The organism is Nodosilinea sp. FACHB-131, assembly GCF_014695395.1.
In the GTDB taxonomy this organism is placed as follows: domain Bacteria; phylum Cyanobacteriota; class Cyanobacteriia; order Phormidesmidales; family Phormidesmidaceae; genus Nodosilinea.
Genome location: NZ_JACJOF010000017.1, coordinates 1 through 23,412, shown reverse-complemented (window position 1 = coordinate 23,412; position 23,412 = coordinate 1). Strand labels below are relative to the sequence as shown.

The 23,412-nt window shown below is 55.0% G+C and carries 27 protein-coding genes and 1 pseudogene; 19 read left to right on the top strand and 9 right to left on the bottom strand.

Going from position 1 to position 23,412, the window contains the following annotated elements:
- Positions 1-54 precede the first annotated feature (54 nt).
- Entirely contained in the window at positions 55-492 is a 438-nt protein-coding gene (locus H6F75_RS11640) for a hypothetical protein (RefSeq protein ID WP_242019914.1), read from the bottom strand.
- 354 nt (positions 493-846) lie between these two features.
- On the opposite strand from H6F75_RS11640, the pseudogene H6F75_RS11635 reads away from it, so the two are divergent.
- The 4 genes and pseudogenes from H6F75_RS11635 to H6F75_RS11620 all read left to right on the top strand — a co-directional run.
- Positions 847-1,194: pseudogene (locus tag H6F75_RS11635) on the top strand (universal stress protein); the annotation flags it as partial.
- A gap of 169 nt (positions 1,195-1,363) precedes the next feature.
- The gene (locus H6F75_RS11630) at positions 1,364-1,633 is read left to right on the top strand and encodes a hypothetical protein (RefSeq protein ID WP_190752356.1); all 270 of its coding nucleotides are present in this window, start codon (positions 1,364-1,366) and stop codon (positions 1,631-1,633) included.
- 124 nt (positions 1,634-1,757) lie between these two features.
- Entirely contained in the window at positions 1,758-2,198 is a 441-nt protein-coding gene (locus H6F75_RS11625; protein WP_206754678.1) for a hypothetical protein, read from the top strand.
- A 315-nt stretch (positions 2,199-2,513) separates the two neighbouring features.
- A complete protein-coding gene (locus H6F75_RS11620; RefSeq protein WP_190752352.1) occupies positions 2,514-2,957 on the top strand; it encodes a Fur family transcriptional regulator in 444 nt (147 codons plus the stop codon).
- Positions 2,958-3,052: 95 nt separating this feature from the next.
- On the opposite strand, the gene H6F75_RS11615 is transcribed toward H6F75_RS11620, so the two are convergent.
- Positions 3,053-3,859 carry an SDR family NAD(P)-dependent oxidoreductase gene (locus H6F75_RS11615; protein ID WP_190752350.1) on the bottom strand — a complete coding sequence of 269 codons (807 nt, stop codon included), beginning with the start codon at positions 3,857-3,859 and terminating at the stop codon, positions 3,053-3,055.
- A gap of 673 nt (positions 3,860-4,532) precedes the next feature.
- Between H6F75_RS11615 and H6F75_RS11610 the strand changes: the two genes are divergently transcribed.
- Positions 4,533-5,945, top strand: coding sequence for a lipid-A-disaccharide synthase (locus tag H6F75_RS11610; RefSeq protein WP_347710641.1), 1,413 nt, complete (start codon positions 4,533-4,535; stop codon positions 5,943-5,945).
- A 189-nt stretch (positions 5,946-6,134) separates the two neighbouring features.
- Here H6F75_RS11610 and H6F75_RS11605 read toward each other — a convergent pair whose 3' ends face one another.
- Complete coding sequence (locus H6F75_RS11605) at positions 6,135-7,046, bottom strand: ABC transporter ATP-binding protein (RefSeq protein WP_190752348.1); 912 nt, start codon at positions 7,044-7,046, stop codon at positions 6,135-6,137.
- Positions 7,047-7,150: 104 nt separating this feature from the next.
- Here H6F75_RS11605 and H6F75_RS11600 point away from each other — a divergent pair, with 104 nt between their 5' ends.
- The 9 genes from H6F75_RS11600 to H6F75_RS11565 all read left to right on the top strand — a co-directional run bounded on the left by H6F75_RS11600 (position 7,151) and on the right by H6F75_RS11565 (position 14,408).
- Complete coding sequence (locus H6F75_RS11600) at positions 7,151-7,567, top strand: nuclear transport factor 2 family protein (protein WP_190752346.1); 417 nt, start codon at positions 7,151-7,153, stop codon at positions 7,565-7,567.
- 169 nt (positions 7,568-7,736) lie between these two features.
- A complete protein-coding gene (locus H6F75_RS11595) occupies positions 7,737-8,411 on the top strand; it encodes a hypothetical protein (protein ID WP_190752344.1) in 675 nt (224 codons plus the stop codon).
- A gap of 172 nt (positions 8,412-8,583) precedes the next feature.
- On the top strand, positions 8,584-10,368 hold the full coding sequence (locus tag H6F75_RS11590; RefSeq protein ID WP_190752342.1) for a hypothetical protein: 1,785 nt from the start codon (positions 8,584-8,586) through the stop codon (positions 10,366-10,368).
- Between the two features lie 390 nt (positions 10,369-10,758).
- Positions 10,759-11,997 carry a SpoIID/LytB domain-containing protein gene (locus H6F75_RS11585; RefSeq protein WP_242019912.1) on the top strand — a complete coding sequence of 413 codons (1,239 nt, stop codon included), beginning with the start codon at positions 10,759-10,761 and terminating at the stop codon, positions 11,995-11,997.
- A gap of 170 nt (positions 11,998-12,167) precedes the next feature.
- A complete protein-coding gene (locus tag H6F75_RS28480) occupies positions 12,168-12,290 on the top strand; it encodes a hypothetical protein (RefSeq protein WP_277874253.1) in 123 nt (40 codons plus the stop codon).
- A 164-nt stretch (positions 12,291-12,454) separates the two neighbouring features.
- Positions 12,455-12,679, top strand: a complete 225-nt coding sequence (locus H6F75_RS11580; protein ID WP_190752340.1) for an NfeD family protein — start codon at positions 12,455-12,457, stop codon at positions 12,677-12,679.
- A 139-nt stretch (positions 12,680-12,818) separates the two neighbouring features.
- Entirely contained in the window at positions 12,819-13,124 is a 306-nt protein-coding gene (locus H6F75_RS11575; protein WP_190752339.1) for a hypothetical protein, read from the top strand.
- Positions 13,121-13,765, top strand: a complete 645-nt coding sequence (locus tag H6F75_RS11570) for a sigma-70 family RNA polymerase sigma factor (RefSeq protein ID WP_190752336.1) — start codon at positions 13,121-13,123, stop codon at positions 13,763-13,765. The genes H6F75_RS11575 and H6F75_RS11570 overlap by 4 nt, the downstream gene beginning before the upstream one ends.
- 166 nt (positions 13,766-13,931) lie before the next feature.
- Positions 13,932-14,408, top strand: a complete 477-nt coding sequence (locus tag H6F75_RS11565) for a hypothetical protein (RefSeq protein WP_190752334.1) — start codon at positions 13,932-13,934, stop codon at positions 14,406-14,408.
- Between the two features lie 79 nt (positions 14,409-14,487).
- Here the strand turns inward: H6F75_RS11565 and H6F75_RS11560 are convergent, their stop codons facing one another.
- The 3 genes from H6F75_RS11560 to H6F75_RS11550 all read right to left on the bottom strand — a co-directional run bounded on the left by H6F75_RS11560 (position 14,488) and on the right by H6F75_RS11550 (position 17,412).
- Positions 14,488-15,201, bottom strand: a complete 714-nt coding sequence (locus tag H6F75_RS11560; RefSeq protein WP_190752332.1) for a cyanoexosortase B system-associated protein — start codon at positions 15,199-15,201, stop codon at positions 14,488-14,490.
- A 30-nt stretch (positions 15,202-15,231) separates the two neighbouring features.
- Positions 15,232-16,116 carry a cyanoexosortase B gene (crtB, locus tag H6F75_RS11555; protein WP_190752330.1) on the bottom strand — a complete coding sequence of 295 codons (885 nt, stop codon included), beginning with the start codon at positions 16,114-16,116 and terminating at the stop codon, positions 15,232-15,234.
- A 99-nt stretch (positions 16,117-16,215) separates the two neighbouring features.
- Complete coding sequence (locus H6F75_RS11550; RefSeq protein ID WP_190752328.1) at positions 16,216-17,412, bottom strand: DegT/DnrJ/EryC1/StrS family aminotransferase; 1,197 nt, start codon at positions 17,410-17,412, stop codon at positions 16,216-16,218.
- Between the two features lie 219 nt (positions 17,413-17,631).
- Here H6F75_RS11550 and H6F75_RS11545 point away from each other — a divergent pair, with 219 nt between their 5' ends.
- The 3 genes from H6F75_RS11545 to groL all read left to right on the top strand — a co-directional run bounded on the left by H6F75_RS11545 (position 17,632) and on the right by groL (position 20,471).
- Positions 17,632-17,976 (top strand): Dethiobiotin synthetase, encoded by a 345-nt coding sequence (locus H6F75_RS11545; protein ID WP_190752327.1) that lies wholly within the window; start codon positions 17,632-17,634, stop codon positions 17,974-17,976.
- A gap of 260 nt (positions 17,977-18,236) precedes the next feature.
- Positions 18,237-18,548 (top strand): co-chaperone GroES, encoded by a 312-nt coding sequence (gene groES, locus H6F75_RS11540; RefSeq protein WP_073609036.1) that lies wholly within the window; start codon positions 18,237-18,239, stop codon positions 18,546-18,548.
- Positions 18,549-18,836: 288 nt separating this feature from the next.
- Positions 18,837-20,471: a chaperonin GroEL gene (groL, locus tag H6F75_RS11535; protein WP_190752325.1), complete on the top strand. Its 1,635-nt coding sequence runs from the start codon at positions 18,837-18,839 to the stop codon at positions 20,469-20,471.
- 445 nt (positions 20,472-20,916) lie between these two features.
- On the opposite strand, the gene H6F75_RS28095 is transcribed toward groL, so the two are convergent.
- Positions 20,917-21,204, bottom strand: coding sequence for a hypothetical protein (locus tag H6F75_RS28095; RefSeq protein WP_242019938.1), 288 nt, complete (start codon positions 21,202-21,204; stop codon positions 20,917-20,919).
- On the opposite strand from H6F75_RS28095, the gene H6F75_RS11530 reads away from it, so the two are divergent.
- Both H6F75_RS11530 and H6F75_RS11525 read left to right on the top strand, forming a co-directional pair.
- Positions 21,116-22,156, top strand: a complete 1,041-nt coding sequence (locus H6F75_RS11530; protein WP_242019921.1) for a ParM/StbA family protein — start codon at positions 21,116-21,118, stop codon at positions 22,154-22,156. The two genes, H6F75_RS28095 and H6F75_RS11530, sit on opposite strands and share 89 nt — an antisense overlap.
- 149 nt (positions 22,157-22,305) lie before the next feature.
- Positions 22,306-22,761: a plasmid segregation centromere-binding protein ParR gene (locus tag H6F75_RS11525; RefSeq protein WP_190752320.1), complete on the top strand. Its 456-nt coding sequence runs from the start codon at positions 22,306-22,308 to the stop codon at positions 22,759-22,761.
- Positions 22,762-22,851: 90 nt separating this feature from the next.
- Here the strand turns inward: H6F75_RS11525 and H6F75_RS11520 are convergent, their stop codons facing one another.
- Together H6F75_RS11520 and H6F75_RS11515 are read right to left on the bottom strand one after the other, a co-directional pair.
- Positions 22,852-23,253 (bottom strand): hypothetical protein, encoded by a 402-nt coding sequence (locus H6F75_RS11520; protein WP_190752318.1) that lies wholly within the window; start codon positions 23,251-23,253, stop codon positions 22,852-22,854.
- Positions 23,254-23,265: 12 nt separating this feature from the next.
- A partial coding sequence (locus H6F75_RS11515; protein WP_242019556.1) for an IS1 family transposase occupies positions 23,266-23,412 on the bottom strand: 147 nt, incomplete at its 5' end.

The window sequence follows — 23,412 nt, the reverse complement described above, 5'->3', positions numbered from 1 at the left end:
CCAAAGTAATCTTTGAACCCCGCAGGTGTGTTGTGTAGCGATCGCGCCTAGAACCTACTTGAGAGTAGTCCTATTGTCAGAAACGCTATGCTCGCGCCGATGCCATGCGTCTTGACTAGCGTGCCTTGCTTTATCCCAGCCTATGCGACGGGTGCCCTGCTCTTCGTAGCGTTGTCTCAGTTGGGGTTCAGCATCTTGGTAAGACAGCCCCTGTTTCGAGTAAGTTGAGTGACCTTCATAGCCGACGCGGTAAGCAGGGCTATAGTCTTCATAGCTATGGTCGGCCTCCACGTAGGGGCGAGTGGCATAGTTATGGCGCCAATACTCGTCTTCAACCGTGGGGTCTAGGGTTTCAGCTACCCCCTTACCCAGCAGCCCACCCGCTACCGAGCCAACTACAGCGCCTACAGCACCCCCAACTGGGCCACCGACAATAACCCCAACAGCGGTGCCTATGGCGCCTGCGCCTGCTGCACCAACCCCTGTACCCACAGGACGAGCGCCATGCTCCCCGGTGATCGGGTCTGGATTGCTATCAGGATTTGGCTTGTGCTCAGGCGTCAGTTTATAATCCGGATCATGATTTGGATCCGGTCTTTGGTTATTTCTTTCGTTAACGTTCATATTGACTATATTCCTTTCTAAAAGCTACTACTCAATAGAAGCTAACGGCCGATTTAGTTCTACTGAACCATGCTTAAAACGTTAGTTGTTTCCCCACTTGAATAAAATCGACTTTTCGGTGGAGATCCATCCATCAACAAGGAAGAGATTAAGTTCAAGTCGGAATTTGAACCCAATGCTGACTTGCTGTGATCCTCATACGGAAACCAACCATCTGCGAGGGTTGATCTTTTAAACCTAGTTGAGATGCAGGAAGATTATGCTTTTTCGACAACGCCGACTGAAATCGATCGCTTAATTGAGCAACGGCAGCAATCGCTCAACCAGTTAATTGAGTCCTTAGGTATTGCCGCATCGAAGCAAACCATTTTGCCGATTGTTCAAGTTACTAACGATGTGGCGCGCGAAACTTCAGAAATCGCTCAGTTAGAGCACTCTAATTTGATTGTAATGGGCTGGCACCGCCCCGTTTTTGACCAAAACCGTTTAGGTGGTCGGGTTGGGCAAGTATTAAGTGCAGTACCCAAAGATGTGGCAGTTTTTGTCGGACAAAAATCTCACTTCTATTGACACAGTTTTAGTGCCTTATATGGCTAGCGCGCACAATGACTTAGCTTTAGAGCTAGGGCTGCGATTGGTAGCTAATGTGCCTACATGTCACTTAGAAATCTTGCAGCTTGCCATTAATGATTATAGTGATTACGCGCTGAGCACTGAGTTTAGTAGAGTAATAGCTCAGATGAACGAGGTTATGGGCGATCGCATCGAAACTCTGGTCAAATCTACCCGCGAGCCAATCGCAGCCATTGTGGAAGCCTCTCGCAACGCTGATTTGACCATCGCTGGAGCCAGCCGCGAGTGGGGAGTAGAGCGTCAAACCCTAGGGCGCTATGCCGATGCTCTGTCTAACCACTGCCATTCGTCGCTACTCATCACCCGAAAATATCGTCAGGTGGCCTCTCCCCATTTGGCCTCTGTTCTAAGTGCTTCGGCAAACGCCGCATCTTAGTTAACTGAGCGCTTAAATCTGCTCAGTTTCTCATTTTATCAACCTTATTTCTGCCGTCGAGGATTGCGCTTTGAGCCACTTTGATCGAAAGTCTTTGATTTTTTATGGGGTTGCCATTAGCTCTGTGGTGACCCTCTTCAGCGTAGTCAGCCGGTATGGCACAACTCGTCTACAAGCCCCGACTGCGATCGGAGGTAACTACCAATTGCAAATTGAGCCCAGCGAACAGTGTTCTGAGCCCCCCTCTTTGCAGCTGCGCCTTCAGCAGTCGGGCGTTTTCGTCAACGGAGCGCTAGTGGCAGACAGCTCCAAGGCGAAGTCGGCCGAAGCAGGGGGCGAGCCCTTCAATCTAGATGGGAGATGGCGCTCTCCCAATCTCGATTTGGCCGGTCGCTCACCGGCTATGACGGTATGTAGGCAGCCGGTCGAGAGGGTTGCGATCGCCAGCACCCACGAGGGAGCCAGTTTTAGCGGGCAACTCACCTTTGCGGGCTTACCGGCTCCGCTGACGTTCGAGAGCCAGCTCATACCCGATCAAACCTCTACCGGTGAAACGTCCCATTAGGTCACGCTAGGCTGAACACCTGTCTTTAAACCAGACTCTTTTCAGTTAATGTCTTTAGAGCCTATGGCTCAAAGAAATAGCTCAAGGAAGTAGCTCAGCCGCAGAACTCAATGAATTTATCTGCGGTTAGATTCATCAGACCTCAATGTAGATGCTAAAGCTCCTAACAGTTGGGCAACCTAGACGACGCCAACCCAACCTTTCATACTTGATAAGGCCGGACTTGCTTCAAGTTTCCACCTTATATTTGTAGTTCTAGACACGATTCTTTCAAACAAGTTAAAGTGGTACTGAGTATGAATTACTTCCTCTACCATGGATGAGTTAGCTGTCCTGAAAAAGCCCATTACCTGTCTGGATGATGCCATTGAGCGCTGCCAGGCCCTTGGCATGCGGCTGAGCCGGCAGCGGCGCTACATTTTAGAACTCCTGTGGCAGCACCAGGGCCACCTCTCCGCCCGCGAAATTTACGATCGCCTCAATCAGCAGGGCCGCGAGATCGGCCACACCTCCGTTTATCAAAACCTCGACGCCCTCTCCGAGCAGGGCATTATCGAATGCGTTGAGCGCGCCGATGGTCGACTTTACGGCCACCTGAGCGACTCCCACAGCCACGTCAACTGCCTCGACACCAACGAAATCATCGACATTGACGTCACCCTGCCCGCCGATCTGATCCAGCAGATTGAAGCCCGCACTGGGATCACGATTACCGATTACCGCATCGACTTTTTTGGTACTACAGCCTCTGCCAAGTAGCCTCAGTTTGTCTTAGGGCAAACCTTGCGGGTTACCAGGTTGCCAAGCCAGAGCGGCAAGTTTCAACCTGCTAGCCTTTCAACTTGACAGCCCAGTCAAGTTGAACGAATGGGGCGCTGCTGACGTTGCCCCGGTCTGACTGGAGCTAAAATTTGCACCATCGCATCGACTAGCCAAGGCACCAACCGCTGCGCCCACACTACGGCATGGCTTTGCCAGCCCACTAAAATCTCAGACTGGCCTTGCTTCAGGCCCTGCACCAGGGCCTCAGCCACCTGCTCTGGGGTCGAGGGCTGCACGCCGCGAAATCGCTCAAACCCTTTCACCATGTCGGTGTCGGTCAGCGAGGGCAGCAGGGCTACCACCCGCACCCGATGGGGGGCCAGTTCACCGCGCAGCGCCTGGGTAAAGCCCACGATCGCAAACTTGGTCGCTGAATAGGTAGCCATGGTTGGGGCCGCCACCTTGCCCATCAGGCTAGACACGTTGACAATGCAGCCCTCCCGGCGAGTCGCCATCCGGCGAGCGATCAGGCGAGTAACCGTGTATAGCCCAATCAAATTGGTCGAAATTTCAGACTGTACCTGGGGCAGTTTGGCCTGCAAAAACGGGGCCTGGTGGGCCACTCCAGCACAGTTCACCAACAGATGCACTGGGCCGTAGTGCTGCCAGGCGCGGGCAATCACCACATTGGCCGCAATTGGGTCAGTCAAATCTACGGGCAAAATGACGGCCTCTGCTCCGAACTGCCGCACCTCTGCGGCAACCTCCTCTAGGCGTGGAGCACTGCGGGCAACGAGCAAGATACGCTGCATGCCCTGGCGAGCTAGAGCGTGGGCAATGGCGCGACCAATGCCGCGAGAAGCGCCAGTAATCAAAGCGGTTTTACTGTTAAAAAGCATAGAAACCTCCTGCTGAGCCTGAATTTCGGCCAGCGTAATTAGAGTTAGGGTGCTGATCAGAATCGGTTGTTTAGAGAAGCGCTGAATTCTGTAGCACTAGAGTCGTCAGTGAAGTCAGGTCAAAAACGGTTGAATGAGTCAGAACTACCCGTGGGGTGCTGGGTTCAGATAACGAGGGCAAGGGGCGTAGCTACGCGCTAAATCTGAACCGAGGGACAGGGCGCTGGCCTAATGCGCCAAGAGAAATAATTTGTGGGGTTGGGTCATGGTTTTAACTCTTTTTGCTGTAGGGCTATCCGAACCATGACTCAGACGTTAGCACCGGGATCAGACACCGACAACGATCCTGAAGGAAGTCGTCAGATTGTAACAGTGCTTATCAGCATTCTCATAAATATAGTATTTGGGAACCCGGCATTCCCTGGAGCCATTTTTATAGGCCCATGAAGAGTTCTTGCTCTAAAAGAGTTTCAAGACTCCAACAGCTTCCATGAGAATGACAAAAGTGGGGAACCTAAACCTGAGAAAGCAAGCCTGTAGTCTAAGTTACGTATCGTTGTATTGCGAAAGACAAATTGATCGACCTATTCGTTAGCGATCGCCCTACACCAACAGACCGCCAGCCCACCGCTGTCGGAGCACCAGATTTCTGGCACCCCAGCCCGGCGTAAACATGAGTCCGTATCATGGTGATTTGATAGCAGAGTCTAGCGTCAACAGCTGGACTCGGCCCCAGAGCAAGGTATTTCCCACGATGAGCGTTGCCCCCATGACCGTCCCAGCTGACGCCCCCGGCGATATTTTGATTCTCTCCAACGGGCCAGGGGAAATTTCAACCTGGGTGCGCCCGGTGGTGCAGGCGCTGCGATCGCACCACCCCAATTCCAGCCAAATTCGCATTTCTGTGGTGCTGTCGCCCTGTGCCAACGCTTCCGGGCGCGAGGCCGAGATGGCCCGTTGCCTGCCGGGGGTCAATCGCGTCCAGGGGCCAGAGCATTTCTTCTCCTTTTTACTGTCCGGCAAAACAGCAGAGAATTGGGACTGGCACCCCCACGGCGTAGTGCTGTTTTTGGGTGGCGACCAGATCTATCCAGTCGTGTTTGGCAAGCGCCTGGGCTATCGCACCGTCATCTACGCTGAGTGGGATGCCCGCTGGCACCGCTGGATCGATCGCTTTGGCTGCATGACGGCCAACATTGTGGAGGCGGCCCCTGAGGAGTTTCGCAGCAAGTGTGAGGTGATTGGCGACCTGATGGCCGATGTGCAGGGCGATAAGGACGCGCAGTCAGTACGCGATGGTCTTAACCTCAAACCCGGCTACGACCTAATTGGCCTCATGCCCGGATCAAAAAAGAACAAGCTCAGCGTGGGGTTGCCTTTCGCGCTGGCCGCCGCTGAGGCCATCCATCGCCTGCGGCCCCAGACCCAGTTTGTGATTCCGGTAGCGCCAATGCTGTCGCTAGAGGCGCTGGCCCAGTTTGCCGATGCGGCCCGCAACCCAGACATCCGCCTAGTTGAGGGAGCCACGACGGCCGAACTGGTAGAACCAGAGGCGGCCCTACCCCGCTTGCAGACCCCAGCTGGGGTAGAGGTGCTACTGTGGCAGGGCACCCCCGCCTACGATGTGATGGGCCAGATGCAGTTTTGCCTCACCACCGTAGGGGCCAACACCGCAGAATTGGGATCCCTAGGTATTCCGATGATGGTGCTGCTGGCCACCCAAAAGCTAGAAGCGATGAAAGCCTGGGACGGCATTCCGGGCCTGCTGGCCAACCTACCTCTAGTGGGGGATGGCTTTGCCAAGTTAATTAACCGGCTGGTTTTACGACAAATATATAAGGAGGAGCGGCTGTTTGCCTGGCCCAACATCTGGGCAAAACGCGAGGTGGTGCCCGAGCGCATTGGCCCAATCACCCCCAAAACTGTAGCCGCCGAGGTGGTGGAGTATTTAGAAAATCCAGACGCGCTGAAGGCAATGCGTGAGGAGCTGCGATCGGTGCGGGGCGCAGCGGGGGCCTCAACCAAGCTGGCGGCAATGGTGCTCGAAGAGCTAAGGTCGAGTTACTTAAGCGACGCGAGCGATTAGCGATCTATGCAAAATCTGTGGCCAATGTGACACTCGCCCAGGGGGTTTACCCAATGCCAACACCTCTCTGGTGCTGGGGCTAAGCGCCACAGCCGATCTGGTCGTAATAATGGGTAGATGAGTGAGGTGTCAGGTGTTAGGTGTAGGGTTCAAGGTGCGAGACGAGCCCTATACCCAAAACCTTAAACCCTATACCCCCATAGGTTTCCCAGGCTGCCGAGTCACTTCCAAATAGACATGTTCTAACTTGACCGGGCTACGGGCGATCGAGTCGAGCGGAATGCCGTCGAAGCGATCGAGCAGGTCCTTGAGTTCGAGCTGGTTGGGCACCCAAAAGGCCAGGTCGCCGCCGTAGGTGCGGTGGGGGTAGCCGAGCTGCCGAGCCCGGGCGATCGCCCCCTGCGGATCCTTAGTCTCTACCGTGACAATCTCCTGGGCGGGAATGCGCGATCGCAGTTCCTCTAAGGTGCCCTCTGCCAGCAGTTGCCCCTGGCGCAGAATGCCGATCCGCTGGCACAAGCGCTCGACCTCATCTAGCAGGTGGGAGGTGAGCAGCACCGTCACCCCCATCGACTTAAACTGGCGAATCAGCTGCCATAGCTCTTGACGCGCCTCAATATCGAGCCCGGTGGTGGGCTCGTCGAGAATCACCAGCTTGGGACGGTGTAAAATCGCCGCCGCCATGCTTAGCCGCCGCTGCATGCCGCCGCTGAGGCGCTCGACGGGGACATGTTTTTTGTCTAAAAGTTGCACCGACTCCAGGCACACATCCACCCGTCGCTGACAGTCCTGGCGGGAGAGACCGTAGAGGCGGCCAAAGAAAAACAGGTTGTCGCTACACGTCAGACTGCCGTAGAGCAGGTTGCTTTGGGGCATCACCCCCACCCAGGCTTTGGTGGCCTCTCCGGCGGGGCGATCGCCGATGGTGACCGTGCCGTTATCGGCCTTAAGCAGGCCGCAGATAATGTTGATGGTGGTGGTTTTGCCGGCCCCGTTGGGCCCGAGCAGACCGTAGATTTCCCCTGGCTGTAGGCTCAGGCTGAGATTTTGCAAAACCGGCTTAGAACCGTAGCGCTTACAGAGATTGGCGAGTTTTAGCATCGGGTGTGCAACTTTGCGGCCGGAGGTGGTTGCCTTCCCCTACCGTTGGTTATGCTCAAGACGGGAGGCAGGGAAAGCCCCTGTATCTTATCAGTGAGGACCCTATGGCTGGCGATCGCGAACTGGTCTTGGCCGCAAACCAGGCTTTCTACCGCTCCTTCGAGAAAAAGGACATAGAAGCCATGGAGGCGGTCTGGTCGAAGGGCATGGGCTGCCTCTGCATCCATCCCGGGCGCGATGCCCTCAAGGGCTGGGTTGACATTCGCGAGGCCTGGGTCCGCATCTTTGAGAACACCAGCTACCTCGAAATCGACACCGACATTCTCACCGTTGAAATCAGCGGCGACCTGGCCTACGTGGTGCTGATCGAAAACGTGCTGCAAATCAGCGGCAGCGAAGCCGGGAGCGATCGCTTTGGCAGTCGCCGTCTAGAGGCGCGATCGATGGCCACCAATGGGTTTGAGCGCATAGCTGATCAGTGGTACATGATTCACCACCACGGCAGCCCGGTGATCGATTGAGGGCGATCGCCCCCTGTCATGCCCATCAAAAATTCTCTCTTCAACGTTAGAACTAGTTACAAATCAACCCTAAGATAGGTGCACTCAGGTTAATTTTTGCCGCGTTTTCACCCCCGGTTAATGTGAAACCGATATCCTACTCAATAATCTTTGGGGATTGTGAAGAACAATGAGTAGTTTTAGTTCTGATTTGACCGGCCGAGACTACGAGGTCAAAATCGGTGATTACTTTAGCCGCGGGTGGGAGATCTTTAAGGCTAAAGCACCGCTGTTTGTCGCGTTTACGCTGCTGCTAGTGCTTATCCAAATTGTGATCTCTATTCTGCCTGCTCCCATTGGCACCAGAAGCGCAGATGGTCCCAGCGGCGGCATTCTCAGTTTGGCCTTTAACATAGTTACCCCGGCGCTTACCGCAGGTTATTACTTTGTAGCCTTCCAAATAGCGCGAAATCGCAATACGGTATTTAACGACTTTTTTCAAGGGTTCAATAAGTTTCTGCCCCTCTTTCTGGTTTCGCTCGTCTCGGGTGTTTTGATCGCTATCGGGTTTGTGCTGTTGGTTTTACCAGGCGTTTACCTGGCCGTGGCTTATCTATTTGCCCAACCGCTGGTGATCGACAAAAGCGCCGACTTCTGGCAGGCCATGGAAACCAGCCGTAAACTGATCACCAAAAAATGGTTTTCGTTCTTTGGGCTGCTGCTGCTGATTTTCTTGCTGAATTTTGGCGGTGCCCTTCTGCTGGGCGTTGGCTTGCTCGTGACCATTCCGCTTTCGGTTTGCATCATTGCAGCGGCCTACGAAGACATTGTGGGTCTCAATTCAGTGTCCGACGTCGCCGTTTGAGCGATCGCCTAATTTAGAGGTTTTAGGGTTTCAGCCAAGGCTGGAGCCCTTATTTTTTTTGCAGCTCTCTAGTTTTTCTAACGGGCGCGATCGCCAGGGCGTATCTCAGGCACAATACCCCAGAGCCGATGCTGGGGAGTATTATCAACTCTGAAACTTCTTGGGCAGTGTTATGCGGTTATTCAAAACATGGCAGCTGTCACCCACAGCCTTCTGGATGCTGCTGTGGTTTGGAATAGCCCTGGCCCTGCGCCTGTCATTTTTGGTGAGCAAGCCCCTCTGGATGGACGAGGCCGCCACGGTGATCTTCACCCTGGGCAACAGCAGCTACTCGGCTCCCCTCGACCAGGTCGTTCCCCTAGACCAGCTGTTGACGCCCCTTCAGCCCCGGCCAGAGGCGACCGTGGGCTCAGCCATTCACTACCTCATGCAGGAAGACAACCATCCTCCTGCCTACTTTGCGATCGCCCATCTGTGGATGAACCTATTTCCCACCGCCCAGGGGGTGGCCTTACCCTGGGCGGCGCGCGCCCTGCCCGCTCTGTTTGGGGCCTTGAGCGCGCCAGCAGTCTATCTAGCCGGGTGGTTAGGGTTTCGCTCAGTGCTGGCTGGGCAAATCGGTGCCGCCTTCATGGCCGTGTCGCCCTTTGGAGTGGCCATGTCTCAGGAGGCGCGGCACTACAGCATGGCCACCCTGATGGTGACGCTGGGGCTAGCCTGTTTTGCCGCAGGAGGGTGGAGCCTGCGCCGCCCCCACCCCGAAGCAGCCGCCCCCCAACCAATTTCCCTGCCTTTGGCGCTGCTGTGGGTGGGGATCAATGCCCTGGCGTTTGCCACCCACTACTTTACGGTGCTAGCGCTGCTGGCCCAGGCCTTGGTGCTAGCGGCATTGGCTATTTACCAGGGGCGAACCCATCCCCAGGCGCTCTGGCAACGCCCCTGGCGACGGCTCTACGCAGTCATGCTGGGAACGCTAGCTGCTTGCCTGGTATGGCTGCCGGTGCTGCTCAACTTCTACGGCAGCAGCCAGTCCTCTAATTTGGCCATTGACCTCAGCCAGCCCAGGGTGTGGCTCGACCCGATCGCCCAGACCCTCGTCGGGCTGATCTTTATGGTGATCACGCCCATCACCAATGCCCAAGGCGTTGTAGGCATCACCGCCGTGGTGCTGTCGGTGCTGGTGCTGCTGCCGGTGCTGCTGTGGATGGTGGCACAACTGCTGCGGGCCAGGCACCTGGTGAGTCAATCTGACAACGGCCGGTTTGGCCTGTTTTTGATGGGCGGGTTTGTGCTGGCGGCGATCGCCCTCTTTTTTGCGGTCACCTATAGCTTAGGCATGGATATCACCCGAGGGCATCGGTACAATTTTGTGTTCCATCCCGGTGTGATGGTGCTGATAGGGGGGCTGTTGGCTGTCTACTGGCCAGAGACCACAGCCCAGTTGCGATCGCTCCAAATTCCCTTTACTCAGCAAAAAATCTCCGGGCGACGCAGCGTTCAACTGTTCTGGATTGCCGGTCTAGCCAGCGCTCTCTTTGTCGTCAGCAATCTGGCCTTTGCCAAATATTTTGCGCCGGCCCAGCTGGTTCGCACCATCCAAGCAGAATCGACCCACCCAGTGCTCATAGGCTTTCCCGCCACCATTGAAGAAGGCAAGCCCACGGTGATTGGCCATGAGATGTTGAGCATCGGTTGGGAGATCCACCGCCATTTCAACCCCAGTACCCTAGACAGCGGGTGGACTGTGCCGCCCCAATTTTTCCTTTGGACCTTGCCCAGCAACCCCTCGGTGCCCCCTGAAGAAAAGCTGGCCGAAATTCTCTCCACCCTGCCTCGCCCCTTCGACCTCTGGTTTATCCACATTGGCTCCGATTTGAGCGCCAACGGATGCCGGCAGCTAAGCCAAACGGGCAGCGGTGGCCATCCCTACAGCCACTACGAATGCACGCCTCTCTAGGCAACTCTGGAGACAGAAGCCTGCTTTTTCCCTAGGTTGGGAACTTGAGAGGATTAAGAACCGTCTCCTTTAGACGGCCTGGTCGTTGCCTTTGAACGATGGAGATCTATGAAGATGGTGTTGCCCACTCCCATAACGCGCTCGGCTAATGCTTTGACCAACAACTTTTGAGCCTGATGCTAAGACCAACAGGGACTGGAGGGATTTTCTGCAGGAACTGACAAGCCGCTCTATAAGCTATAAACGTCCAAACTTTCTAAATCTATGTCTTTAGGCATATGTTACGAATGTGTTTGAGCTGACGCATTTTTTAACGTTTATCCTTAAATGTGACAAAGGCTTCTGACCATGGTCCTATTACATAACGTGTGGGTATTGGGCTAAACAACCATGAGAGATCTCTGGAAAGCTCAGCTGCCAAGGCTGAGACCGGTGCGACTCAAATCTGTTCGGCTCAAACCGCTGCATGCCAAGCCGCTGCCATCACCTTTGGCAATGGGTAATAAGAGCCACCGAATTAAGATTTTTGGTGGGCTAGTTTTTGCTGGCCTACTGCTGGTGCAGGTGTCGGCGGCTCCCTTTGGGGGTCGGGAGAATAAGGCCGGCAACCTCAGCCCGGTCCTGTGGGAGACCACGGGTATGGTGCGTCAGTCGATTGTCGATCTCTATCGGGCGCGGCGATTGCTGGTGCAGGCCACGCTCCCTGCCAACGACGAGGCAGCCGTCGCCGCAGCCAAAGCTCCTACGGCGGCCGCTGCCCCAGTTGCCGCCCCTAGCCCAGCAAAGGCCCAAGTCCAACCTGCCCAACCAGCTAGTAACTCTGGCCCAACGCGATCGCTGCCTCAGCCGTCGGCCCCACCAGCTCCTAGCAATGCTGGCGCCGCCTTTGACCCCGGCAAAACCATTGACACCAACCTAGAGATGCGGGTGGCAGTCGCCAAAAACGCCTCCAGCCTCGAGGTAGCCACTTCTGTAGACGGCTACCTGATGGATATCAATGGCCAAAACCACTGCAACCTGCCTGCCCAGAGCAGCCTAGTGCTCAAACCCCAGGGGTCTGGCATGGCTGTCGGCAACTGCACCCTCAGCAACACCGCTTGGCTAGAGCCCGGCGAAGGCGGCTATGTCTTTGTGGGTGACAGCTGGTACAAGGGTCGCGTGCTGATGATCACCGATGGCTCTGGCCTGATGGCCGTCAACTATGTGCTGATGCACGATTACCTCAGCAGTGTTGTCGGCAGCGAAATGTATGTGGGCTGGCCCGCCGAAGCGCTCAAGGCCCAGGCGGTAGCCGCTCGCTCTTACGCGCTGGTGCACCACGTGCGTCACGCCGAGCGCGCCTACGACCTTGACAATACTCAGCGCTACCAGGCCTACAAGGGTATCGCCAAAGAGACCAACACGACCCAGGCGGCGGTGGCTGACACTACGGGCGAGTTCATTAGCTATAACGGCGGCATTGTCGAATCGCTCTATGCAGCGTCGGATGCGATCGTGCAGGCCGCCCACGGCGGCAACGGCATGAGCCAAACCGGTGCTATGGAACTGGCCTCTAAGGGCTACAACTACACCCAAATTTTGGGCAACTACTACCCCGGCACCAGCCTCTCCCGCCTAGTGGTGGAGTAGGGCTATAGCCTGCTGCTCCTGTGCGGTTCACCGCGATCGCCATTCGAGTTAGGACGCTCAAAGTCATCCGCTGCGCAGCGGGTGCAACTGCTGAGCCGAGTTTAAGCGCACCGTAGTCACACCTACTGCCCCAACGCAGCCAACTTGTGTAAGCGTTAGGAGCGCACCCCATGAGCTACGCATCTGTGCGTTTTACAGGCGGCGATCGCCCTTGTCATTTTGGTTGCGTTGAGCGCTTGGACCAACCTTTGCCTCGACAACATCGACTATCGACCGAAGTGGCAGCTGATTAGGCTGTGCGCCCCTCCGATCGCGATCTAGCACCAAAATTTACGCTGATGTCTCAAAAGCTCGCCCTACCAAGGTGAGCTTTTTTGTACACATTTCGTACTACATATGTCACATGCTGGCCTCTGCCTCCACTTATTAGTGAGCGAGAAAAGGAGGCACATCTGCCATGACTATCTTGAATACACCAGTAAGGGCTCTTCTTGACGGCAAATTTTATCCCGGCGTTGGGGTAATTCATTCTGTGGAACAGCCGGGTCTGGAGTGGGTCGTACGCGTCAACGGCGTGTATTGGACGGCTCGCGCTGCCTTGGCGGGCTATAGCTTTCAGGCTGGCGATGCCATTCGCCCAATCGATCGTCAGGGCAACACCCTGCTAATTGAACCTGCCTAAAATCAGTCAGCTGCTAGGGGATTGACTGTTTAGGGGCTGCACAAAAACTTCCCGTTTAATTGAGTCACACTTTGCCGTCGTAGCCCACTACCCCACAGATAGTTCAATTCGTTGCACCGTTCGTTGAGGACATAGATCGATGGTTCGCCATTTCGCTGTTACCGACTCAGACGCAGCCAATATACCCAATCGGCTGCGATTTAAAGGCTGGATTGCTAGCGCCATTCGATTTACTCGGCGGGTGCTAGACAACCTAAGGACACTCGTTCAAACAAAGCTGCAACCCTGCGTTGATCGCCTAGATTCTCCAACCGATCTGGGTGAACTGACAAAAAGTCACGATTTTCCTCTGGAGCGCACTACCGACTTAAAGCTGATTAACCCCGAATGGTATCTGTTTTTCTCCGTTAGCCCCCCGCTCACCCTACGAGGACTCTGGCAATGACCAATGCCACCAATACCCCCCCAAAGCAGCCCGCTGATCAGGGGCCTGGCCACGAGCTGGTGTATGAGTTCGTTACAGCCGTTAGCTATTTGCTCATGCCCGACGAGTTTAAGGGCACCGCACTGTATAAATTTCTAATTCGCTTTGCCCGACAGTGGCACATTGCCAACATTGATCTCGACGATGTGGTGATTGAGGGTATTAAACGGGGAGTTGAGTATATTCTTAGGCACAATCTACCGATAAAAAAGCCAGAGGTTTGGCTACGCCAGGTTTGCCTAAATATTCTCAGGAGCAAGGTCGACGCCACAATTAAGGATGAACGCAAAGTTGCCATGGCAACGCAGCTAGCGCAGCATTCTAAAAGCCCGCTGATAGAGTCTGAGCTGATCGAACAGTTAGAGTGTTTAGAAGTTGCCTTGAACCGGCTCTCCAAAGCCGATCAGGCACTCATCCGCATGAAGTTTATTCACCACAAAACCTACGAGCAAATCCGTCAGCACTACAAATACATAGCCGAGTCTGAGGAAGTCATTGTACCCTCCGCTCAGACGTTGAGAAAACGTGAATCGCGCGCCCTGGAGCGACTGCGAAAAGTCTTTCTTGAGCTGTATGAAGGAGGTGCCAACAAATTTCATTAGATACTGCTGCTTCGAAAAGGCCAGACCACTTTAGTTCATTCAATTCATCTAATATTCACCATCAAGGGGTTGTTTCCTTACTTAGCAGACAGTAGCGTTAAGTGGTCTGGTGCCTCGATTGTGACAAGCAACATCACACAGAACGTGGAGCGTTCAAACAAACACCATGAAAACTCCCACTCTAGATCAACAGTTTCTTTCTAACCTGAACCCCGACCAAAAAGCTCAGGTGTGGAATTATTATCTGTTGATCACAAACTCTGATATGGATTCTGATCAGCAGGTGGCACAAATTTCCAAAATTTGGAGCCGTGCCGAAGAGGATGACCAGCTGATTGAATGGCTAGAGTTTATCGACTACTTTTATACCGATGTAGAAGAAAACGACTTACCTACAGCTGCCCGACGCACTTACCTAAGCGAGTATCTCACCGAAAAGATCAGCCTATTTCCTCAGAACAACAGCTCCTATAGCCCGGTCTTTCTCAAATGCCCCCACGGTAAAGGTTACACAGCCGTTTCCCAAGACAGTCGAGAGCCTCATGGCTCTGCCAGCTTCAACCAGCAGCGATGCAACACCTGTAGTCACCCGTATGCTCAACATACTCCTGTCAATCAGCCCACATCGTTGCCCGAAGCTTAGGGTACCAAGCTGTCTGGGGTATTTAGGTCCAAGCTACTCACGATGGCTGCCTGCCCTGGTGCTCAGGGCAGGCATTTTTTCAGTTAAAGGCAGCGGCGATTAGCTGTTGCTGAATCAGCCCGGTTAAGTTTTCAGCAAGGGGTTGGTAGGCATCCATCGTGCCTAGGGGCTCCATGGGCAACAGCAGACTCACCGCTACCCAGGGGGTGAGCCGGCGCTGGGTGAGCTGGGACCACTGGTTGGCCCAAAACCAGTGGCTGGGCGACGGATGGCCACCGCTGGGCAGGGCGTACCACTGCACGATCGCAAAGCTCTGGCGATCGCCCCAGGCCCGAAAAAACCTGGCCTCCACTGGCCCAGCCTGGGGGGAGGTAACCCTGAGTTTGCGCCGCGACTCAACACGCCATTTTTGCGCCCCGGCCAGGTCGATCCACTCCAGCTGAGGCTGGTTGCTGTGCCAGGGCTGGGGGTGCAGCAACACCGCAAACTGCTGCACTGGGGCTGATTGTGCCTCAGGGGAGTCTGCCCGATACTCCGCCAAAGTCCAGGTTTGGCGGTTGATGGGGATGGGCTCAACGGTGGTTTGCTGCCAGCCGGGCAGAGCTAACCCTTCTTTTTGCAGGGCGCGCAGCTGATCGATCTGGGCGACCTGGGGGCTGTTGGCCCAGGGCCACTGCCCGCTCAGGTAGGCGGGCAAGATCGCTATCCCCACCAGAGCGGTAAGCACAACCACCAGAACTAAGTTGACCCAGCGGCTGGGGAGCAGGCTATCAGACGAAGACTGAGGAGTCATAGGAGCGATCGCATTCTACAGACAACAGACCTACACCGACGATGACGGCGACTGCACCGCTAGATTGAGGCTAGCGGGCACCCGCTCTTGAATCAGTCGCAGCAATAGGATGATAGTGAGCAGCATCAGAGCCGAGTAGAGGTCGCCGCCCCAGCTCTCGTGCAGCCAATCAAAAGCGCCATCGCGCCCAGTACCGTGGAAATAGCTCAAAAACGCATTGCGGAGAATGTTGCCCACCACGCTGATGGCGATCGTGCCGCCAACGAAGAGAACAGTTCTCAGCCGCGATGTGTAGGCTCCAGTCCAGTAGGCCAGCATTAGGGCGACATAGAGGCTGGTAAACAGCATCTTGAGCCCGGCGCAGTGAGGGGCAACCTCCACCGTTTGGCCGTTCACAAACAGGTAAATATTCTCGACCGTCACCGGAATGCCGAGCTGCACCAGCAAGAACCCCGCCACCGACGCAATCAATCGCTGCAAAGGCAAAATGTAGGGCTCAATCAGGTAAGGCAGCTGGTTTGGCGTTGCCAGCGCCACCAAAATCAGAGAAATTGCCTGCAGCCGCAACCCCGCAACGGATTTTAGGCTCAGACACAGCCCCACTAGCATCACCGGCAGCGATAGATTCATCCAGTCGGGCAGGCGGGTGAGATACATCAGACCCGCTAGCCCTACCAGACCCAGACCCAGAGGATGGCAGCGATTGGGCAATTCGGCCCAGGCCTGGCGCTTACCCCAGGCAATATAGGCGGCAAAGGGCAGCCCCAGCAGCCCGTGGCTAAAGTACTCATGCTGAATGCTGATGGACTTGTTTAGCCAGCCATCAACCCAGTGAAGCAGCAGCGGCCCGTAGAGGATCGCCAGGAGGGCGGCGATCGCCCAGGGAGGGGTGAGGTAGCGGCGGAGGGAGGGCATGGGGAGGATGAGGGAGGTGGGGAGTTTTGAGTGTTTAGTTTTGAATTTTGAGTTCTGGCTTTAATTCAAAACTCAAAATTCAAAACTTAAAACTTTTCTTTAACCATTCACGGCTTGCAAAACACTGACAGCTCTAGCGGCGGTTACTGCTTCAACCATAGCGTCTACGACGTAATCGGCCTGCTCTAAAGTCATACCGGGGTACATCGGCAAGGAGAGAATCTCTTGGCTAAGGGCTTCGGCTTGGGGAAAGCTGCCGGGGCCATAGCCGAGGGAGCTAAAGGCGGGTTGCAGATGGCAAGGGATGGGATAGTGGATGCCGGTTTGGATGCCAGCGGTGGCAAGCTGAGCTTGGAGGTTGGCGCGGCTGATGGGGCAGGTATCGGTAATGCGCACGACGTAGAGGTGGTAGATGTGGCCGGGGCCAGCGTCGTTGTGCATGGGGAGGATGCCGTGCTCAACTAGGGGGGCGAGACGGCGACCGTAGTGTTGGGCGATCGCATAGCGAGCCCGGTTCCACCCCGCTAGGTGGGGCAGTTTGACGTTGAGCACGGCAGCTTGCAGGGTGTCTAGCCGGCTGTTAGTGCCCTGGGGTTCGGTGTGGTAGTACTTGCTGGTGGCACCGTAATTGCGCAGCGATCGCGCCGTCCCCGCAATCAGCTGATCTCCGGTGACGAACATGCCGCCATCGCCTAAAGCGCCGAGATTCTTGCTGGGGTAAAAGCTAAAGGCCGCTCCAAGACCGATGGAACCGGCGGTGTAGCCCTCGCGCTGGGCTAGGTGAGCCTGGGCCGCATCTTCAAAAATAATCAGCCGGTGGCGGTTGGCCAGTTCCAGCAGTCCGTGGGGCGAGACCATTTGGCCGTAGAGGTGGACAGGCACAATGGCGCGAGTATGCGGGGTGATGGCGCGCTCGGCAGCATCGAGATCCATTAGGGCGGTGGCACGATCGCAGTCCACAAACACAGGTATCGCCCCCGACCGCAGCACCCCCATCAGCGTCGCGACAAAGGTATTGGCGGGTAAAATCACCTCGTCGCCAGGGGCAACGCCGCAGGCGATCAGACCCAGGGCGATCGCATCGGTGCCGCAGCCAACCCCGACCCCAAACTGGGTGCCGCAGGCCAAAGCAAAGTTTGCCTCAAAATCGGCCAAAGCCTGGCCCAGCACAAAGTCTCCCTGGTTGATGACGGCATTAATTACCCCCTGAATGGCCTCCTGCAACGGCCCATGCTGCCAGGTCAAATCGACAAACGGAACCGCCAAAGGAACTGCCAGTGGAGAAGGGATGGTCATACTCACCTGTGTAGGTTTGGGTTAACAACGGGCGATCGCCGTTACGCTCAGCTTGCCCGCATACTGTGACGCCTTATCAACTGAAGGGAGACACCGTTCTACAGTTCCATGCTGCTGAAATCCGACCAGGCGGTAAACTGGGGCAAACTTAGCGTCGACTCAGCCGCAATCCTCAGCACACGCGGGGCTAAATCACCCTATTCAGCTACCGTTACCCCTATGGATTTTGAAACTTCTCGCGAATTTGTCGTCCGCCAAACCCTTGGCACTAGCGAAGACCTACCCGATACCTTTATCGCCTGCCTACGCCAGGGCAAACCGCCCGTGCCGGGGCAGGTCACCTCTTTGCTGCTCGCCCTCAAGGCGCTATTTGAAGGCCTAAAGAACGAACCCACCCTCGATCGCACCCTCACCAAAGCCCTTTTCATCCTCTCCTACGAGAGCCGTCAGCTCTACGCCCAGGGTCAAAAAGCCGGAGTCACCTGGCCGCCGCTGCTTGACGAAGACCTCGGGCGCATTGGGAAGGCGGCGCAGTCGATTGTGTTTGGCGAGTGGCAAGGGTGAGTGGGGAGTGGATGGGTGGATGGGTAACCCGGTTCTATAACTCTTTTGCCGGTTTACGCCTTCACTTCGTTAAACTCATCCACCCCCTACTTATCCACTCATCTACCCTTACATTCCCTACTCCTAAGTTCGGCAAACCACACCTTCCAGAGAATTGCGGAGAGAACTTTCTGGCGGCTAAATTAGCACTCAGGATGCGCGAGTGCTAACGCATTCTGAATTACTCAAACGTCTACTAAGCAAACCTTTGGAGGTACGTTATGGCCGCAGTCACCCTGAGTGTGTCTACTGTGAAGCCTCTGGGCGATCGCATTTTGGTCAAGGTCAGCGAAGCCGAAGAAAAAACTGCCGGTGGCATTTTGCTGCCCGACACTGCTAAGGAAAAGCCCCAGGTGGGTGAAGTGGTGCAGGTCGGCCCCGGCAAGCGCGACGACAACGGCTCATTCCAGCCGGTGGAAGTCAAAGTCGGCGACAAGGTGCTCTACTCGAAGTACGCCGGTACCGACATCAAGCTCGGCACCGATGACTACGTGCTGCTGCGCGAGTCTGACATTCTTGCTGCCCTCGGCTAGGCCAATTTTGGATTTTAGATTGGCGATTTTGGCTAGGTAGGGTGGGCACCGCCCACCATTAACCTGGGCGATCGCCACTCAACCCGTAGGGTGCATAGGGCTAAGGCCCGGCTTCGCCAACAGCGAAGCAATGCATCGCTCGGAAAACTCCTGAAGGAGATGTCTCACCCTTTCGAGACATTCTCTTAAACAAAGCTGGTGCGTCAGGCTGCGCCGCGACACACCTAATAGAACCACACAACGCAGTTAGTTCAACAATTCACCTTTTGTTGAGAGGATTATTTACCAATGGCTAAAACGATCACCTACAACGAAGATGCCCGTCGCGCCCTTGAGCGTGGCTTCGACATTTTGGCTGAAGCCGTAGCCGTCACCCTCGGCCCCAAAGGCCGCAACGTGGTGCTCGAGAAAAAGTACGGCGCACCCCAAATCATCAACGACGGCATCACCATTGCTAAAGAAATTGAGCTAGACGATCATATTGAAAATACCGCCGTCTCTCTGCTACGCCAGGCGGCCTCCAAAACCAACGACGCTGCTGGCGACGGCACCACCACAGCTACGGTGCTAGGCCATGCGATCGTCAAAGAAGGCCTGCGCAACGTTGCCGCTGGCGCTAACGCCATTTCGCTAAAGCGTGGTATCGACAAAGCCACCGCGTTTCTGGTCGAAAAAATTGCTGAGCACGCTCGTCCCGTGGGCGACTCTAAGTCCATCGCCCAGGTCGGTGCCATCTCTGCCGGCAACGACGACGAAGTTGGCCAAATGATCGCCAACGCCATGGAGAAAGTGGGTCGCGAAGGCGTCATCTCCCTCGAAGAAGGCAAGTCGATGACCACCGAACTGGAAGTCACCGAAGGAATGCGCTTCGACAAGGGCTACCTGTCGCCCTACTTCGTCACCGACACCGAGCGCATGGAAGCGGTGCTCGATGAGCCCTACATTCTGATCACCGACAAGAAAATTGCCCTAGTGCAGGATCTGGTGCCCGTGCTCGAGCAGGTGGCTCGCTCCGGCAAGCCTCTGATGATCATCGCCGAAGACATCGAGAAAGAGGCCCTGGCGACTCTGGTAGTGAACCGCATGCGCGGTGTGCTGAATGTGGCCGCTGTGAAAGCGCCCGGGTTTGGCGATCGCCGCAAGGCCATGCTCGAAGACATCGCTGTGCTGACCGGCGGCCAGGTGATCTCCGAAGACACCGGCCTTAAGCTCGACAACACCAAGCTCGACATGCTGGGTCAGGCTCGCCGCCTCACCATCACCAAAGACACCACCACCATCGTCGCCGAAGGCAACGAGCAGGATGTCAAGGCCCGCTGTGAGCAAATCCGTCGTCAGATTGACGAAACCGAGTCGACCTACGACAAAGAGAAGCTGCAAGAGCGCTTGGCTAAGCTCTCTGGCGGTGTGGCCGTAATCAAGGTCGGTGCCGCCACCGAAACCGAGATGAAGGACCGCAAGCTGCGCCTCGAAGACGCCATCAACGCTACCAAGGCAGCCGTTGAAGAAGGCATCGTCCCTGGCGGCGGCACCACCCTGGCTCACCTGGCTCCTCAGCTCGAAGCTTGGGCCAGCGACAACCTCAGCGGCGAAGAGCTGCTGGGTGCCCAAATCGTCACCCGCGCCCTCACTGCTCCCCTCAGCCGCATCGCTGAAAACGCGGGCTTCAACGGTGCCGTCATCGTTGAGCAGGTGAAGGAGAAGGACTTCAACATCGGCTACGACGCGGCCAACAACCAGTTTGTTGACATGTTCGAGGCTGGCATTGTGGACCCCGCCAAGGTGACCCGCTCTGGCCTGCAAAACGCGGCCTCCATCGCCTCGATGGTGCTGACCACCGAGTGCATCGTGGTCGATAAGCCCGAGCCGAAGGCTCCGGCCGCTGGCGCTGGCGCTGGCATGGGCGGCGACTTCGACTACTAAACTCGCTCAGGCAGCCTGAATCTAGGCTGCCTGAAGTATGTGAAAAAGGCTCGGTTAATTAAATTAGCCGAGCCTTTTTTGTGGTTGCTTTAGTGAAAAACTACGCCTACTCCAACCACCTGGTTTGAACCATATATTTGTGGCAGCTACGAACTGACCAAGGTAGACAAGCCACAGGCTAGAATCATCAGTTTTGCTTATTACGCCACCGGGTAGATGACGACAGGAATTGAATAAACGGGCCTCGGATTTAGAATTTGCAGGCTTTCATGGAGAATCTTGGTAATTTTTTTGACCCGTTAATGATAGAGAATACTGACAGGTTGGTTGCCCGGAAAATCACTTAAATACTTAACACTTTGATGCCAAAGTAAAACTTGCAGAAGAAAACTTTTTTCTGGAACACTTTGTTGATTTAGGAGTCTTGGACAGTTAGCCATCAAGTCTAAAACCTGATCTCCGTCAAAGTCCTTAGAGGTTTTTGACGCAGCTTTGTTGCGGGGTCATGAGGTTGGTGGTTTTTGTGATGCTCGATAAAGGGTTCAGAATCAATGACCATGTCACAAGCTGCTTCGATACCGATGAACCAGACTTCGCCAGTGAGAACCACAGGCGAAGCCGCAGCACCTAAGGAAAACGTTGGGTTGTCCTCCAAATCTATTCTCAGTGTTGATTTGGGACGAACCTCTACAAAAACTTCTATCAGCCGGGATCCTAACGGTGTTGTATTCATTCCGGCGAATGTCAAACATCTGTCGATAGAACAAGTGCAGGGAGGCGCCTTCGAGGCCCGGGCAACGGATCCTCTATCTGACATTTGGATGGTTTATCAGGGCAGCGGCTATGCCATGGGACAGCTCGCAGAAGATTTTGGCGCTAATTTAGGGGTTGGTCAATCTAAGGTAAACGATGCTTTGGTCAAGGTTTTGGCCTGTGTCGGTTACTTTCAAATGCGGGATGAGATTTCGGTCGTGCTGGGACTGCCCTATCATTCGCAAGATCAGTTTGAGCGTGAGAAAGAGCAGCTGATGAGCCTGCTGCTGGGGCCGCATGTGATGAGCTATCGGGGTGAACCGATCACCATCACCATTAATAAGGTTTGGGTCATGCCCGAAGGGTATGGCAGCATTCTCTGGAACGAGGTGCAAGAGAAGAAAGACATTAATGTTGACTTTACTAAGCTGCCGGTTGCGATCGTGGATATTGGGCATCAAACCACAGACTGCATCATGGTCGATAACTTTAGATTTGCGCGTGGTGTCTCTAGAAGTGAAGCATTCGCCATGAGCCAGTTTTATGAGCAGGTAGCCTCCCAAATTGAGGGAGCCGACAGCCAATCTTTGGCGTTAATCGCGGCTGTAAACCAGCCCAAAGGAGAACGCTTCTACCGTCCGCGAGGCGCCAATCGGCCTACTAATTTAGATGACATCTTGCCCAACCTCAAAGAGAATTTCTCTCGGGAGATGTGTGACCGGCTGTTGGCCTGGCTGCCGGAGCGAGTCACAGACGTCATTCTCACGGGTGGCGGCGGCGAGTTCTTTTGGGAAGATATTCAGCGCTTGCTGAAAGAGGCCAAGATCAATGCCCACCTCGCTACGCCGAGCCGACAGGCTAACGCCCTAGGGCAGTATATTTATGGAGAAGCCCAGGTGGCAGGGGCTCGTGCGGCCCGCGCGGCAGCTTAGGCTTTTTGATTTGGGCGTTAGCCGTGCCTAACCTCTTCCCAATCGAATGTTGATTTGCTTGCTTAGATGAGTGTCTTGGGAAAGCAAACTCTGCCGTCGATTGGGAAGAGATTTTGACCAGTGGGTGGCACCATGGTTTCAGGATGAGAATGATGGTATTGAAGTGGTTACGCCAGACGAAGAAGTTGGTTCTTTTTCGCCAAAGTGAGCTTGATCAACATCTATTAGCGGCTGTAAAGGCTGAGCTAGATAGACAGCCAGGCTTGAGTTTTAGCGGCCTGTGCAAAGAAGCGCTCCACCAGCTTTTGCTGAGTAATCACTCTTACCCTAGTCAATTATCAATAGACAAACGCATCGAGAGCCTTGAGGCCCAGCTGCTCAGTGTAGAGCAGCGTTTTTTTGCCCAGGAGAAAGACCGGCTAGAGCGCTTGGAAGCTCAACTGGCGCAGTTGTCGCTTCAAGTGGTTCATCTGGCCGGCGCTGGTTCTGCTGTCCCAAGTTTTTCTCAGCCAGTCTCAGACGATGTGCACTACGCAGAAGAGATCGAAGAGGTACCTGAAGATCCTGTGCTGTCTCGCCTGAGCGGCTTAATCGATGATTTTTAGCCTCTGTATGGTGCATTGCCTCGCTCTAGCAAAGCCTCGCCTTGGCGTTATGTACCCTACGAACCCCAAAGATTAAGCTTGACAAAAACACTAGTTGTTGGGAGCCGACTTGAGCCCGGTGAGAGCGCGGGCTTTGAGAAACCCGATCAGAGTGTCGAACTGCTTATAGAGGTCTAGCTCTGCTGTTTCGGCAGAGGTGAGAGTGGCCTCGCGATTCTTTTGTAGTAGTGTTCGCAGGCGGCTTTGCGATGTCTCAGAAATTTTGAAGCCCATAATCTGCTCCAAGGTAGGCTGGCTGACGAGGAAGTCGAGGATTTCTTGGTAGGTAGCAGAGGTGGTAAACGCGGGAGAGGCAGCAAGGCTTTGGCCTGGAATAGGCTGACCGAGCAGGGTAGCGGCGATGAGCCGAGTAAAGAGATTAGAAAACTGGCTTTGAAAGGGGGCTAACTGCTGAACCAGATCATCGGGAATGGCGATAGTGATTTGAGCCATTGTTGGGTAGTACTAGAGAGGTAATGATGCGTTGTAGTGGTGAATAAAATTCCACAGCAAGCCAATGTGATTGCGCAGACTTTTAGAGAAGGCTAAGCTGCGTCTGACAAAGCGTGAAACCCGCTGTCTGAGAGTATTGTTGAATCGCTCAATGTAACT